Source organism: Phaeobacter piscinae, assembly GCF_002407245.1.
Lineage (GTDB): Bacteria > Pseudomonadota > Alphaproteobacteria > Rhodobacterales > Rhodobacteraceae > Phaeobacter > Phaeobacter piscinae.
The window spans coordinates 60,934-75,094 of sequence record NZ_CP010682.1 but is presented as its reverse complement, the minus strand read 5'-3'; the positions used below and the strand labels follow the sequence as shown (position 1 = coordinate 75,094).

The window sequence follows — 14,161 nt, the reverse complement described above, 5'->3', positions numbered from 1 at the left end:
ATTAAGCTCGCCCGGTCTACGTGACCAACGTCGACATATAAACACATGCGCGGCGCCTTTGGCGCCTTGAACTGGGATATGCGCACCTCATATAATGAACGTACGTTCATTCATTTTGGAATCATTATGAGCTCCACACTCGCAACCCGTCTGCAAGGCCTGGACCTTGCACGCTATTTCGCATTTGTCGGAATGGTCATTGTCAACTTCAAGATCGCCATGGGGGCCGAGGGCGGCACGGGTGTTGTGGCGTTTCTCAGCACCGCTCTTGAAGGGCGCGCGGCCGCATGTTTTGTCGTTCTGGCCGGGATTGGGCTGGGCCTTGCGTCAGACCGGTCAACTGGAAGCATCGCTGCAACGACGGTACGGCGCGCTGCATTCCTGATGGGCCTCGGGATGATCAACATGCTGATATTTGACGCTGATATCCTGCATTACTATGCCGTCTATTTCATGTGCGCGGCTGTCCTGCTGAGAGCGTCGACACGGGTGCTTGCATCCCTCACTGCCATACTGATCCTGATGTTTCCAGTGATGCTATTGATCTTCAACTACGACAGCGGCTGGGATTGGGAGCTTTATACCTATGCAGACCTCTGGACGATAACGGGGTTTTTGCGCCATCTTCTGTTCAATGGCTGGCACCCTGTTGTACCCTGGCTTGCATTTCTGCTTGCCGGTATCGTCTTGTCTCGAATGCCATTGCAGAGCCGAAGATTTCAGATCGGCCTTATCCTCGTCGGCGCGGTGATTTACACGGTGACCGAAGCAACCAGCGCAATCGCGGTTCAAAGTCTTCAGCAGATTGATCCTGAACTGGCAGACTTGGCGACAACACTGCCAATCCCGCCAATGCCGTTCTACATGATCGCCGGGCTCTCCTCCGCCGGCATCGTGATCGGTGGATGCCTGTTGGTGACGCCGACGCTGCAACAGCTCGGCATCGTGCAGGCATTGGCCCCCGCGGGCCGCCAGACCCTGACGCTTTATATTGCGCATATTCTCATCGGCATGGGTATTCTTGAAGAAATGAACATGTTGGAAGGCCAGACGCCTGAGACCGCCGTCGCGGCAGCCCTTCTGTTCTGCATCTGTGCGACCGGGTATGCGTGGCTCTGGTCACGATTTGCCAAAACCGGCCCGATCGAAATGGCCATGCGCAAGCTGGCGGGGTAACGGTTCGTATTCTGCGCGGTACCAGATAGGCACACACCCCGCGCACCTGTGGCTGCAAGAAGGATGAGGACCTTAGTACAATCCTCATCACTAGAAACGACTTTGATTAGACCCAGTCAGGTCTTGGCCAAGGCATCAACCAGTTCAGATTTGGTCATGTCAGAGCGGCCGGGAATATCGCGATCCTGTGCGTGTTGGTACAATTCGGATTTGGTTTTCGCATTCAGAGCGGCCTCGCTGCCCTTGGCACGACCGTTGTCATCGGTTGATTGACGGATCGCCTTCAGCAGATCTTCCTTGGACATCTCAGATCGCCCGTCGATCTCCAAATCCTGCGCCCGCTCGTACAGCATATCATAGGTCGGGCCGCTCTCCTTCATCTGCGCAACTTTGTCTTGGACGTCATCAGGCTGATCGGAAAACTGCTCACTGCCATCCTGCGTATCGCTCTGTTTTTTCGCGGTTGAGCGTTGGTATTCATCTTCGGTCAGAACCATCCGGACGTCCTTGGGCAGGTAGCGCTCGCCGGTGTCGCTGCTTTTGGCGCCGGATTTTGTGCCCCAATCCTCTTCACTCCATTGGTTGAGGTCAGTCTCGTCCTGATCGGGACCGTCATCTGCATAGGTCCCGCCGCGTCGCTTGTACATCTGCACAGCCAGCTGGGCCTTTCGGGCGGACCATTCGCCCGGCTCACCGCCCTTATCGCTTTGCGTGATCTCTTCCTTGACCTCCTGCCAAAGCTCAGGGTCATTCTTCTTGGCTGTTGTCATCAATCGCTCCTCCTGATGCTATCGCAATCAGCAACCCGCCCGACCAGGAAAAGCGTCCGCCACCCTCGCCCCGTCAGCATGTAGGTTTGATGAGAAACGCGCCAAGCGGCTTTCCGTTCCCCGACATGAGAAGATCCATTTCACGTCGAGATAAACGTAACCTCGCCGCGATCAATCTCTGCCGCTGTCAGACGGCCGGTGGCGAATGCGCCAGTATCCAATGCGATCCGCCCCTCGGCGACGGTCGGCTCGTTCACGATCCAGTGGCCGTGCACGACCCAGATACCATCCTCACGACGTAGGCGGCGCGTATCAGGGCGGCCCCACACCAGCGCCTGCCGAAACTGAGCCGTCAATGGCGCCTCGGGATCGGCACCGGCATGGGCCATGAAGACATTGCCAGATTGGCAGCAGGCCGGCAGGGTCTCCAGCCACGCAATCATCTCGGCACCCATCACCGCGCGCAGCGTCTGCGCCGCACTCTCAAGGTCAGCTGCAGAGGATTGTTCCGAAACCCCACCCACGCCGAAGCTCGCCAGCGTCTGCAATCCGCCATTGCGCAGCCAGATCTCCGCGTTCGGGATTGGGTCCGCCAGAAAATCAAGCAGCATCGCCTCATGATTGCCGGTCAGGGCAACAATATCAGGCCGTGCCATCAGCCGCCGCAAAACCTTCGCGCTCTGCTCTCCCCTGTCGATATAGTCGCCAAGACAAACCACCGGCAGATCAGGATCAAGTTGCCCCAGAAGTTTGGCCAGCAGGTCATCACAGCCATGGATATCTCCGATCACGTAAAAGCGCAGCTCTGGGTTGAGAGCTACGAAATCTTGCGATTTTCCCTGAACTCCGGTAATTAACTTTTTGAACATAATCGCTGCTCCCTGGGGGCCTGACGCTGTTTCAACCGGCAAATCTGCGGGTTTAGTGTTAGGCGGGGTTGGGCGCAGTGTGAAGAAGCACCACCAAAAAAGGTGGGCACGACGAGGCTGGGTGGGAATGCGGGTACACGCAATTCTTCTGATTGGCTGTCTGAGCACGCTCAGCGGCCCGCTGGGTGCAATCCGCGCCCCAGCCCAAACTCTGTCGACCTATGGGACCCCGGGGTTGGTTGATATGCCAACTGCTGAGGTTCTGCCGGATGGAACACTGGCGCTGACCACCTCGAACTTTGAGAACACCAGCCGCAATACCCTGACGTTTCAAATGTTGCCGAATGTCTACGGCAGCTTCCGCTACAGTTTTCTGCGGGACTTCGATTCCGGGGTGGGTCTCAGCCGCTATGACCGCAGCTTTGATGTTCACTTTCAGCTGCGCCGAGAAACCGCTGCCGGGCCTGCCATTGCCCTTGGCCTGCGCGATTTCGGAGGCACCGGTGTCTATGCCAGTGAATATCTTGTCGCAACAAAACACGTGACGCCCGATGTTATCGTTACCGGCGGGATCGGATGGGGGCGGCTGGCGGGACGCGGCGGGCAGCGCAATCCGCTGACCGCGCTGAATGGGCGGTTTGATACCCGTGAAGATTCAAATGCCGGTGGCATATCGACCACAGGCCAGCTGGATTTCGGCAATTGGTTCCGGGGCGACGCTGCCCTCTTCGGTGGGCTGCGCTGGGATGTGACTCCGCAATGGTCTGTGATGGCGGAATATTCCTCCGACACCTATGCTGCAGAGGCTCAGCGCGGGCTGAGCGATGTTCGCTCCCCCTTCAATATCGGGGCATCCTATCAGTTCGACAATGGCGTGACCCTGGGCGGGTCATATCTGAATGGTTCTGCGCTTGCCGTGCAGCTGAGCTATGCGTTTGACCCGCGCCGCGCCGCAACACCCGGTGGTCAGGGGGCGGCAGCGCCCGCGCTGAAACCAGCCGAACAGGTGGCAGTGGCGAGTTGGAACCTCGCCCAGGGCGGGCCTGATGAACCACAACCTCCCCGCCTGAACGATGTGCTGAAATCCCAGCTGGAGGCAGAGGGCCTTCGCTTGATCAGTTTTGAACGCGAAGGGTCCAGCGCGCGCATCACCGTGGAGAATTTGCGCTACGGCGCGGCGGCGCAAGCGGTTGGGCGCACAACCCGCGTCATGGCCAATACTCTGCCGCCCCATTTGCAGCATTTTGAGGTGACGCTAGCTGAGAACGGACTGCCCACAACCCGCATCAAAAGCCAGCGCAGCGACCTCTACGAGCTGGAGGGGGATCTGGATGAAGCGTGGCGCAGCCTCGCCCGCGCTGAGATCGAAGATGCCCCGGACCGCATCGCTGTGGATGAGGATGTTGCTGCCTTTCCCCGCTTCACCTATCGCTTTGGGCCCTATACGCAACTTTCCTTCTTTGATCCGGATGAGCCGCTGCGCTATGAGATCGGCGCGGAGCTGAAAGCCAGCTACCAGCCTGCGCCCGGCTGGACCTTTACCGGTCAGCTGCGTCAGCCAGTGGTTGGCAACCTTGATGCCTCGGCCCGCCCGTCGAACTCAGTTTTGCCCCGGGTTCGTTCGGACTGGGCGCGCTATGCATCAGAATCCGACCTGCGCCTCAGCCATCTGACCGCTGACTATAGCTGGCGGCCCGGTCAGGATCTGTTTGCCCGCGTCACCGCAGGCTACCTTGAGCAGATGTTCGGCGGCATCTCAGCAGAGCTGCTCTGGTTTCCAGTTGGCAGCAGCCTCGCACTTGGAGCGGAGCTGAACTATGCCAGACAGCGCGATTTTGATGTCCAGTTCGGGTTCCAGGACTATGACGTCATGACCGGCCATGCCTCCGTCTACTACAAAACTCGCGGCGACTATCATGTTCAGGTCGATATGGGCCGGTATCTTGCCGGCGACTGGGGCACCACGGTTACCGTTGATCGGGAGTTCAACAACGGCTTCAAAGTCGGCGCATTTGCAACGCTGACAGACGCCTCCTACGAAGAATTTGGCGAGGGCTCCTTTGACAAGGGCATTCGTGTTGAGGTGCCGGTTGCCTGGCTCACCGGAAAACCCTCCCGTCGCAGCATCACACAGGTCATCCGCCCGGTCCTGCGGGACGGCGGTGCCCGCCTGAACGTACAGACACGCCTTTATGACAAGGTCAGAGACAGCCGTGGGCGGGCGCTTGCGGCACAATGGGGGCGTTACAGCAGATGATGACCGCGCGACGCCTCCACCGGTTCACCAGTGCCATCGCAGCCCTCGCCTGCCTGAGCACTGCGGCCTGCACGAATGATGAACGCGAGATCCTGACGACAGAGCAGCTGACACGAGGTCTTTCGGACCAGACCACTGCACGCGCCGCCATGCTGGCCAACGCCGGTGCCGAGCAGATGCAGGTCCGCTTTCTCAAGACCGGAAGAAGCGGTGTAATGCTGCAGGAAACCCGCCGCGCCGGGCTGGTCACATGGCTGTCCTCCGACGGGGCGAGCCTGCAGACCGACAAGGGACTGCTGCGCGCAACCCGTGGCTTCGGCGCGGGCCTGATGGCTGTGGACCTGGAGCAGTCTCGTCGTCGTGTTTTTGCACATGCAGAAGGTCCGGCAGAGCGATTTCACAGCTATCTGACCGGCAATGATGAGACTGAGACCCGGACTTACCACTGCGACATCAGGGATCGCGGCAACCGCACGCTGACCGTTGCAGGCCAGGAAATCGCCACCCTCCTGATCGCCGAGAGCTGTGTCAACCCGGACCAGAGTTTCCTGAACCTCTATTGGCTGCGAGCAACCGACAACAGGCTCATCCAGAGCCGCCAGTGGACCGGACCTTATCTTGGTACAGTAACAACACGGCTGCAGGTGACACCATGATCCGCGCCCTCAACGCGCCTTGCCAGCGCCATCCCACCCCGACCGGAGGAAAGACCTTGCGCCTGATTTCCATGATCTGCTGCGCCGCCCTTGCGCTGGCAGGATGTTCAACCGTCTATCGCAGCTCTGATGTCATTCCCGGTGCAGGGGATGGCACACAGGTGCGTGTGGTGCCGCTGACTGGCGAAACCGTAACGCAAGCCAACCGGGCCGCCTACGCCCCGCAATCCCTTCCGGAGGCCTACGCGCGCACCGCCGGTACCGGCGCGGGTGTTTCTGTTCGCGGCGCGGGGCGACTGCCAGAGGCGCCATCCACTCAGGAGGGCCTGCGCAATCAGCGCCTTGCCCTGAAGCGTCCTCCGGCGGTTCCAGAAATGTCCTATCAGATCGGGGTTGGTGATGTTGTCATGCTGGCAACCCCCACGACACGCAACACGCTGGAAGAGCTGACCGGATTGCTGGCAGCGCAGAACAGCCGCAATGGCTATACCGTACAGGATGACGGATCGGTCAATATTCCCGATGTCGGGCGCGTGCGCATTGCGGGCCTGACGATTGAGGATGCGGAGGAATTGCTGTTCCAGAAACTGGTCGAAGCTCAGTTCGACCCGACTTTCAGCCTCGAAATCGCCGAGTTCAACTCGCGCCGCGTCTCCGTTGGCGGAGCCGTTGGAAAGCCCGGTGTTCTGCCGATCACCCTGACACCGCTCTACCTCAGCGAGGCGCTGGCCGCTGCGGGAAGCGTGTCCGTAGCGGATATCGACGTCAGCTCTGTCAGGATCTATCGCGACGGTGAACTCTATCAGATCCCGCTTACAGATTTCTACGCCAGCCCCGATCTGCAAAACACACGCCTCATCTCCGGCGATGCCGTGTTTGTCGATACGGATTTCAATCTCAACCGCGCGGAGCGCTTCTTTGAACAACAGATACGCCTGAAGCAGACAACGCTCGCTGCCCGCGCACAGGAACTGAGCGAGCTGAACACTGCGATCTCCCTGCGCCGCAGTGACTATGCAGAACAGCGCAGCACCTTTGAGGCGCGCGAAGATCTTGGCGCGAATGACCGTGACTATGTCTATCTGACCGGCGAGGTTGATAAACAGACCCGCTATCCCCTGCCCTATGAACGCCAAGCCTCGTTAGCGGATGCGCTCTACGATGCAGGTGGTGGGATCGCGCGCGAAACCGGTGATGTTTCGCAAGTCTATGTGCTGCGCGCCTCCAGCGACCCGCGTGAATTCGGCGCGGTGACCGCCTGGCATCTGAATGCCAGCAGTGCGGCCAACCTGACACTTGCAACCAAATTCCAGCTACGGCCGGATGATGTGATCTTCGTCGCCGAGAACCCGGTCACCAAATGGGGCCGTACCCTACGCCAAATCACCCCTTCCCTGATCACAACACCCGTCGCGGCGGCGGTGAACTGATGGGACAAACGGCGATAGGCTATATCATGCGCCCAATCGTAAGCTGCGCCCTTGCCCTTCTGCTGATGGCAGGTTCCGGTCTGGCGCAGACGGCAAAGACCACAGATGACCAACTGGACTGCGAGGATGACCGCAACGCGGAAGAGGACGCGTGTCTTTTGTTCATTGAACCGGTTGCAGGTCAATTCGCACCGATGATTGCACCTGCAATTGGTCTTCTGGGTCTGGCGTTGGTCGCGGGCCTTGGCTCCTCAGGGTCGACCAGCACCACAAGCACGGACTAGGAGCAGGGCCTTAGTGGCGGCTCGCATTAAGGCCTGCCCGACGTCTCGCACTGAACCAACCAATCAGCTGCGACCCGCAGGTCTGCCCGTAAATCCTCGGTTGCCTGCGCGCGCAGATGGGGGTCAGGCACCCGAAGCAGATAAGACGGATGCAAGGTGATCAGGACAGGGGTCCCGTCGGTGCGATGCTCAATCGTGCCACGCCGTTGCAGGATATCATTGCCCGACCCAAGCAATGCCTCCACCGCTGTCGCGCCTAGCGCAAGGATCAGCTTTGGTTGAACCAGATCCAGTTCAGCCCGGAGCCAAACCTGACAATGGCGGATCTCCGATCCGTTGGGCCGTTGATGCAGTCTCTTGCGACCTCGGGGCATGAATTTGAAATGTTTCACCGCATTGGTGACATAGGCCGCCGCCCGCGGCAGCCCCGTCTCAGCCGCCAATTGATCAAACAGCTGCCCGGCGGGCCCCACAAATGGCCGCCCCACCAGATCCTCCTGATCACCGGGTTGTTCGCCGACAATCATCAGATCCGCATCTGTTGGACCTTCACCGGGCACGGCCTGAGTGGCTGGGCTATACAACGGACAACGAGTGCAGCTGTTGATCGCCGCGGGCAATTCATCTGCCGGTCCCTGCCAATAGGGGTTTGCCTCTGGCAAGCGGGCCTGCACCCGCGCGGCGCGCACCGGTGGCAAGGTTGGTGCGGCTTCCGCCATGGCGCGCGCCCGCGCCGGGGCTGTGGCGATCAACTCCGGAATGGCGGCGGCCTCCGGCATATTCTTCCAGTATTTCTTTGGCATCTCTGACTGCATGGCCTGAACCTTCAGCCGCGCCGGATTGAAGATATTGCGGAAATAGGTGATCCAGAGCTGTTCGCTGGCATCCTGCGGCAGTTCGGGCCGGGGAAGGCCGGGCTCAAACCGCAACTCGCCCCCCTCAAATATCGCTACAACATCCGGCGTCAGTATGCGCCAGTCCATATCGGCAAAGCGCCGGGCAAAGAACGTTGCCGTTGGTTCCACCGTGTGATGTGTTGGCTCGAACCACGCCGCGAAGGACCGGCGCGGCGCATCCACGTCACCCAGTTCACGAAACCGGACGAAGGCTTTCATCTTGTGTTGGCAGCGCGACACAGCTTTTTCCATCTGCCGCAGCCGGGCCAAATCCACATCACCCCGATCACTCATCAGACCAGGCGCCCCCCGCAGGCGCCAGAGAAACCCATAGAGCCGGGAAAACCGGCTCGGATCGATGTGCCAGACCACCTTATCCGCCAAGGTGACAAAGCCGCGCGGCACATGGATATCTCCATTGGGCGGCGGGCGGGTCTGCGATGCGAACAGATCCGGCGCCGTGCTGTCGTTGTTCCAGAGAATTGCCTCAGGTGGAACACCCTGTGCCAGAAACCCCCGCGCAGCGCGGCGCCAGGCCTCCCCGGTCCCGATTACAGGCATTTCAGCATGGTACATCAGAACAGGGCCAGCTGTTCTGGTGGCGGTGCAAACCGCGCCCGCAAATCGACACTGTCCGTCAGCCGACCCGGTGTCCAACCACCCGCCACGACAAAGGCCCGGGCCTTCTTCATTGAGGCCCCGATGCGCAGAAGATCCTCATATCGCAGCGACCGGTGCCGCCGGGTACTCAGGATGCGGTTCACCGTCTTCACGCCAAACCCCGGCACCCGCAACAGCATCTCACGGCTGGCACGGTTCACATCCAACGGGAACATTTCACGATGGGCCAGCGCCCAGGCCAATTTGGGGTCTATATGCAGATCCAGATTGCCATCCGGCGTCACCGAGGTGATCTCATCAAGCTGAAAATCATAAAACCGCAGCAACCAATCTGCCTGATACAAGCGATGCTCGCGCTGCAATGGCGGGGATATCAGCGGCAACTTGGCCGAGCTGTCGGGGATGGGAGAGAATGCAGAATAATAAACCCGCTTCAGCTTGTAGCTGGAGTAAAGCCGGGTCGACTGGCCCAGCACCATCGCGTCGTTTGACCCATCCGCCCCGATAATCATCTGTGTGGACTGCCCTGCCGGGGCGAACCGTGGCGGGCGACGGCCTGTGTGGCTGCGATCCTTGGCAGCCTCCTTGCGCAGGCGCACATCGCCCATCGCCTTGCGGATTTGGCTGGGATCTTTCTCCGGCGCATGTTCGCGCACTGCTGCATCATTCGGCATCTCGACGTTGATCGACAGGCGATCCGCCAACAGACCAGCCTCAGCGATCAGCTCCGGTGCTGCATCTGGAATGGTTTTGAGGTGGATGTAACCGCGAAAATTCTCTTCCTGCCGTAGTTTACGCGCAATCTGTACCATATCCGACATCGTCGCGTCCGGCGACCGGATGATCCCAGAGGACAGGAACAGACCTTCGATATAATTGCGTCGGTAGAATTCGATGGTCAGCTTCACCACTTCATCCACCGAAAACCGTGCGCGCGGTACATTCGAGGACACCCGATTCACGCAATATGTGCAGTCATAGATGCAAAAGTTGGTCATCAGGATCTTCAACAGGCTGATGCAGCGCCCATCTGGCGCGTAGGCGTGGCAGATCCCCGTCCCCTCGTTTGAGCCCAGCCCCTTCCCATCGCGTGAGTCGCGTTTGGTTGAGCCAGAAGACGCGCAAGAGGCATCATATTTGGCAGCATCACTTAGGATGGCGAGTTTTTGATCCAGTGTCTGTCGAGTCATATGTTCTATATATGTTCTCATTAAGGGGAAGGCAATCCAAGTTGCGATGAACAGGCCGACCCATCCCACAACTTCGGATGCGACCTCACGTTCCCGCGATTACCGGGAACCCAATCGCCGACGCTACGTTGTGCCTGCAAGAGACAGGCAGAGGCATCCCTCTCTTGCCGATAGAACGAAAGGCAGACCATGTCCGATACAATCACAACCGTGAACCCCACCACTGGCGAGACGCTCGACACCTATGATGTGCTCAGCAATGCGGCGCTGGAGGACGCTGTGCAAAGCAGTCACAAAGCGTTCCTGGAATGGCGGCTGACCCCGGTGGAAGATCGCGCAAAAGTCATCAAATCTATTGGCGCGGCCCTGCGCGACCGCAAGGATGAGCTTGCAGAACTGATGACAAAGGAGATGGGCAAACTGCTCAAGCAAAGCCATCAGGAGATCGATCTATGCGCCGCGATCTGTGACTACAGCGCGACCGAAGCCCCGGCTGCGTTCGCCCCGGAAGAACGCGATATCGAGGGTGGCGAGAAAGGGCACATTTTCTACTCACCCATCGGTGTCGTATATGGCATACAGCCATGGAATTTTCCCGCTTATCAAGTTGTCCGCTATTCGATTGCCAGCTTGATTGCTGGCAACGGCGTGCTGCTGAAACATGCCTCCAACGTGACCGGCTCGGGTCAGATGCTGCAGGAAATCTACGAGGCCGCGGGCCTGCCGAAGGGTTTGTTTCAGGCGCTGGTGATTTCCCATGATCAATCGGATAGTTTGATCAGCCACGATCTGGTGCGCGGTGTCACCCTGACCGGCAGCGATGGCGCGGGCCGCAAGGTCGGTGCCAAGGCCGCTGAGGCAGTGAAGAAAACCGTATTGGAGCTGGGGTCGAACGATGCCTACATCGTGCTAGAGGACGCCGATATCGAGGCTGCCGTCCAGACCTGCGTCAATGGCCGGACCTACAACAATGGCGAAACCTGCATTGCCGCCAAGCGTTTCATCGTGGTGGACGCCATCTATGATCAGTTCCGCGACGCCTATGTCGAGGCGATGAAGCGGGTCACCCCTGGTGACCCGATGGGGGAAGATGCCGACATCGGGCCGATGGCGCGAAAGGACCTGCGCGACGATCTTCATCAACAGGTGAAAGACAGTCTCGAAGGTGGTGCCAAACTGCTTTGCGGTGGTGAGATGCCAGATGGCGATGGTTTCTTCTACCCGGCCACCGTTCTTGAGAATGTGACCCCCGGCCAACCCGCCTATGATGATGAACTCTTCGGCCCGGTCGCCGCATTGATCCGCGCGCAGGACGAGGATGACGCCATGCGCATCGCCAACGACAGCCGCTTTGGCCTTGGTGGCGGCATCATGACCAAGGACACCGAGAAGGCTCTTGCCCTCGCCCGTGATCACTTCGACACGGGGATGGTGTTCATCAACGGGTTCGGCCTTGCGATCCCCAACATGCCTTTCGGTGGTGTCAAGGATTCCGGTTATGGTCGGGAACACGGCGGCTTTGGCATGAAAGAATTTGTGAACGTCAAATCAGTCATGGTTATGAGCTGATATCGTGAGGGCCGCCTGACCTCGGGCGGCCCCCAACCTCATGGTCCATCGTTGTTGAGACAGGGATCAATGCAATGAAACTGGTCTACTACACGGATGATCAGCCCGGTGTTACCCGCCGCCGTCGAGGCCGCGGGTTTTCCTACTACATGCCCGATGGCAGTCATATCGGCGATGCGGCGGAACGGGCGCGACTGAATGGTTTGGGCGTCCCGCCTGCCTACACAGATGTCTGGTTGTGCCCACTATCCAATGGCCATCTTCAAGCCACCGGGCGCGACGCCCGCGATCGGAAGCAATATCGCTATCACCCTGAGTGGCAGGCGCACCGCGCCGAACAGAAATTTGCCCAGCTCGGCATCTTTGGGGAGCGCCTACCCGTGTTGCGCCGCTGGATCAGCGACAGGTTGACCGGCCCTGTTGGAGACGAAGAAACCGCGATCGCCGCCGTACTCGCCCTGTTGGATCGCGGCTCGCTCAGAATTGGAAATCCCAGCTACACCGAGGAGAACGGCAGCTACGGCGCCACCACATTGCGCCCGCGTCACGTCGCCTTTTCGGGGCAGGTGATACAGCTGAGATATACGGCGAAGGGTGGCCAGACCGTGGAGAAATCCCTACGTGGCCCTGCGTTGCAACGCATTCTTGAACGCTCACAGGATCTGGCCGGTCCCGAACTGATCTCTTGGGTCGACGCCGACGGCAATGCCCGCGCCGTGCGGTCAGAGCAGGTGCAGGAAGTTTTGGCTGAGCTCTGCGGCGATGGGGTCTCCGCCAAGACCCTGCGCACCTGGAACGGCAGCCACGCCGCATTTACCGTCGCTCTCGATGCCCCAACCCTGACCATCACCGCGATGGCCGAAGCCGCTGCAGAGCGGCTACACAACACCCCAACCATCGCCCGCAACAGCTATATCCATCCGCAGATCATCGCATTGGCCGAGCTACCAGACCCTCAACGTGCAGCACGGCTGAGCGCTTTGCCACAGCGCCAAATCAGCGGGCTACGCTTGGGGGAGGATAGACTAATTGATTTCCTCAATGCCGGTTGAACGGCGCTTTCAGCGCGCCACCAATCCCGTCCTGCGACCGGTGAAATAAGCGCCCGGAACAGCCGCCAGATTGGCGATTACCGCAGCGCCAAGAATGCCTGCATAACCAAACATCCAGACACCCAGCCACGCCAGCGGCACATAGACCGCAAAGATCCGCATCAGGCTCAAACCCATCGACCAAACAGCTTTGGAACGCGCATTCATCGCGGCGTTGGCGGTCACCAAAACGCCATACCCGAGAAAGCTCCAGCTGACGATGCGCAGGTATTGCGCGGTCGTTGCAGCCGCCCCCTGATCTGACGAAAGGAGCCCCGCAATGTTAGATGCAAACAGCGTCAGCGCCAAAGCCACGGCCAGCCCGTATCCGACGCAGAATTGCCACGATCGCCACACTGCCAGACGCGCACGCGCCTGCTGATCCGCGCCCCAGTTCTGCCCGACAACAGGCCCGATACCCGCCGACAGCGCCAGCAATGGAACAAGAGCCACCGATTGCACCCTCTGTGCAGCCCCGAGCCCGGCAACGACAGTATCACCCAGCGTCGCCGCCGCGGCTGTGACCATCGCCATTCCGGCCGGGTTGATCGCATTTGAAAATGCGGCCGGGAGGCCAACACGGATAACCTCGCGCACAGAACCGCCGATGCCATCGGTGAACACCTCTGGCGGGCGAATGACCCCGATCCGAAGCGCGTAGCTAAAAGCCCCAATCAGCGTCAGAACCCGCGCTATAGCAGTGGCAAGTGCAGCCCCGGCAGTCGACATCTCCGGCACCGGGCCGAGCCCGTAGATCAGGACCGGGTCCAGCGCGATATTAAGAACGGCTGCCACCAACATGATCATCGCCGAGGTTGCGCCATCCCCATGCGCCCGGAACACCGCATTCAATAGCGCCATGCCGACTAAAAACGGGAACGACAGCGCCCAGAATGGCGCATAAGACCGCGCCTCTGCCAGCACATCATCCTTCGCGCCCATCACCGAGAACAGAGCGCCCGCGCCCAGGTAAAACGCCAGCGCCACCAATGTCGCAACCACGGTGCCCAAGACGATGGCGTGGATCGACAGCCTGTTGGTTTCAGCCTCGCTATCGCCGCGTCCCAGACTTTGAGAAATTGCCGCATTTGCACCAGCGGACAGGCCGATCGACAGCGATGTCACCGCTGTTGTCACGGGATAGATGAACCCTACAGCCGCAAGCGGTGCCTCTCCCAATTGACCTAGGAAATAGGCATCAGCCAGACCAACGCTCAACACGCCCAGAATGCCCAGCGACATTGGTGCAGACACTGCTGCAAGCGCACACCAGACCCCCCCTTGCGTCAAATTCTTCTGCGCCACGGGTCGTCTCCTCAGCTGATATTTTGGGATGGCTGCGTCACAAAGGG

12 protein-coding genes are annotated in these 14,161 nt (G+C 59.7%); 7 read left to right on the top strand and 5 right to left on the bottom strand.

What is annotated here, in order from left to right:
• Positions 1 to 126 precede the first annotated feature (126 nt).
• Positions 127 to 1,176: a DUF418 domain-containing protein gene (locus phaeop14_RS17470; protein ID WP_096790483.1), complete on the top strand. Its 1,050-nt coding sequence runs from the start codon at positions 127 to 129 to the stop codon at positions 1,174 to 1,176.
• 116 nt (positions 1,177 to 1,292) lie between these two features.
• Here the strand turns inward: phaeop14_RS17470 and phaeop14_RS17465 are convergent, their stop codons facing one another.
• Both phaeop14_RS17465 and phaeop14_RS17460 read right to left on the bottom strand, forming a co-directional pair.
• Positions 1,293 to 1,946, bottom strand: coding sequence for a Rho termination factor N-terminal domain-containing protein (locus phaeop14_RS17465; RefSeq protein WP_096790397.1), 654 nt, complete (start codon positions 1,944 to 1,946; stop codon positions 1,293 to 1,295).
• 140 nt (positions 1,947 to 2,086) lie between these two features.
• Positions 2,087 to 2,815 carry a metallophosphoesterase gene (locus tag phaeop14_RS17460; protein WP_096790396.1) on the bottom strand — a complete coding sequence of 243 codons (729 nt, stop codon included), beginning with the start codon at positions 2,813 to 2,815 and terminating at the stop codon, positions 2,087 to 2,089.
• A gap of 127 nt (positions 2,816 to 2,942) precedes the next feature.
• Between phaeop14_RS17460 and phaeop14_RS17455 the strand changes: the two genes are divergently transcribed.
• From phaeop14_RS17455 to phaeop14_RS17440, 4 genes are read left to right on the top strand one after another with little or no spacing between them, the layout of a single operon-like run.
• Complete coding sequence (locus phaeop14_RS17455) at positions 2,943 to 5,072, top strand: YjbH domain-containing protein (protein ID WP_096790395.1); 2,130 nt, start codon at positions 2,943 to 2,945, stop codon at positions 5,070 to 5,072.
• Positions 5,069 to 5,728: a YjbF family lipoprotein gene (locus phaeop14_RS17450; RefSeq protein WP_096790394.1), complete on the top strand. Its 660-nt coding sequence runs from the start codon at positions 5,069 to 5,071 to the stop codon at positions 5,726 to 5,728. The genes phaeop14_RS17455 and phaeop14_RS17450 overlap by 4 nt, the downstream gene beginning before the upstream one ends.
• Positions 5,729 to 5,784: 56 nt before the next feature.
• On the top strand, positions 5,785 to 7,158 hold the full coding sequence (locus tag phaeop14_RS17445) for a polysaccharide biosynthesis/export family protein (RefSeq protein ID WP_193438281.1): 1,374 nt from the start codon (positions 5,785 to 5,787) through the stop codon (positions 7,156 to 7,158).
• A 26-nt stretch (positions 7,159 to 7,184) separates the two neighbouring features.
• A complete protein-coding gene (locus phaeop14_RS17440) occupies positions 7,185 to 7,442 on the top strand; it encodes a hypothetical protein (RefSeq protein WP_096790482.1) in 258 nt (85 codons plus the stop codon).
• A 26-nt stretch (positions 7,443 to 7,468) separates the two neighbouring features.
• Here phaeop14_RS17440 and phaeop14_RS17435 read toward each other — a convergent pair whose 3' ends face one another.
• Both phaeop14_RS17435 and phaeop14_RS17430 read right to left on the bottom strand, forming a co-directional pair.
• Positions 7,469 to 8,914 carry a UdgX family uracil-DNA binding protein gene (locus phaeop14_RS17435; RefSeq protein WP_096790393.1) on the bottom strand — a complete coding sequence of 482 codons (1,446 nt, stop codon included), beginning with the start codon at positions 8,912 to 8,914 and terminating at the stop codon, positions 7,469 to 7,471.
• On the bottom strand, positions 8,914 to 10,149 hold the full coding sequence (locus phaeop14_RS17430) for a putative DNA modification/repair radical SAM protein (RefSeq protein ID WP_040182417.1): 1,236 nt from the start codon (positions 10,147 to 10,149) through the stop codon (positions 8,914 to 8,916). Before phaeop14_RS17430 ends, phaeop14_RS17435 begins: the two co-directional genes overlap by 1 nt.
• 189 nt (positions 10,150 to 10,338) lie before the next feature.
• Between phaeop14_RS17430 and phaeop14_RS17425 the strand changes: the two genes are divergently transcribed.
• Positions 10,339 to 11,718, top strand: coding sequence for an NAD-dependent succinate-semialdehyde dehydrogenase (locus phaeop14_RS17425; protein WP_096790392.1), 1,380 nt, complete (start codon positions 10,339 to 10,341; stop codon positions 11,716 to 11,718).
• 74 nt (positions 11,719 to 11,792) lie between these two features.
• Positions 11,793 to 12,770 carry a DNA topoisomerase IB gene (locus tag phaeop14_RS17420; RefSeq protein ID WP_096790391.1) on the top strand — a complete coding sequence of 326 codons (978 nt, stop codon included), beginning with the start codon at positions 11,793 to 11,795 and terminating at the stop codon, positions 12,768 to 12,770.
• A 9-nt stretch (positions 12,771 to 12,779) separates the two neighbouring features.
• Here the strand turns inward: phaeop14_RS17420 and phaeop14_RS17415 are convergent, their stop codons facing one another.
• Positions 12,780 to 14,114 carry an MATE family efflux transporter gene (locus phaeop14_RS17415; protein WP_040182412.1) on the bottom strand — a complete coding sequence of 445 codons (1,335 nt, stop codon included), beginning with the start codon at positions 14,112 to 14,114 and terminating at the stop codon, positions 12,780 to 12,782.
• Positions 14,115 to 14,161 lie beyond the last annotated feature (47 nt).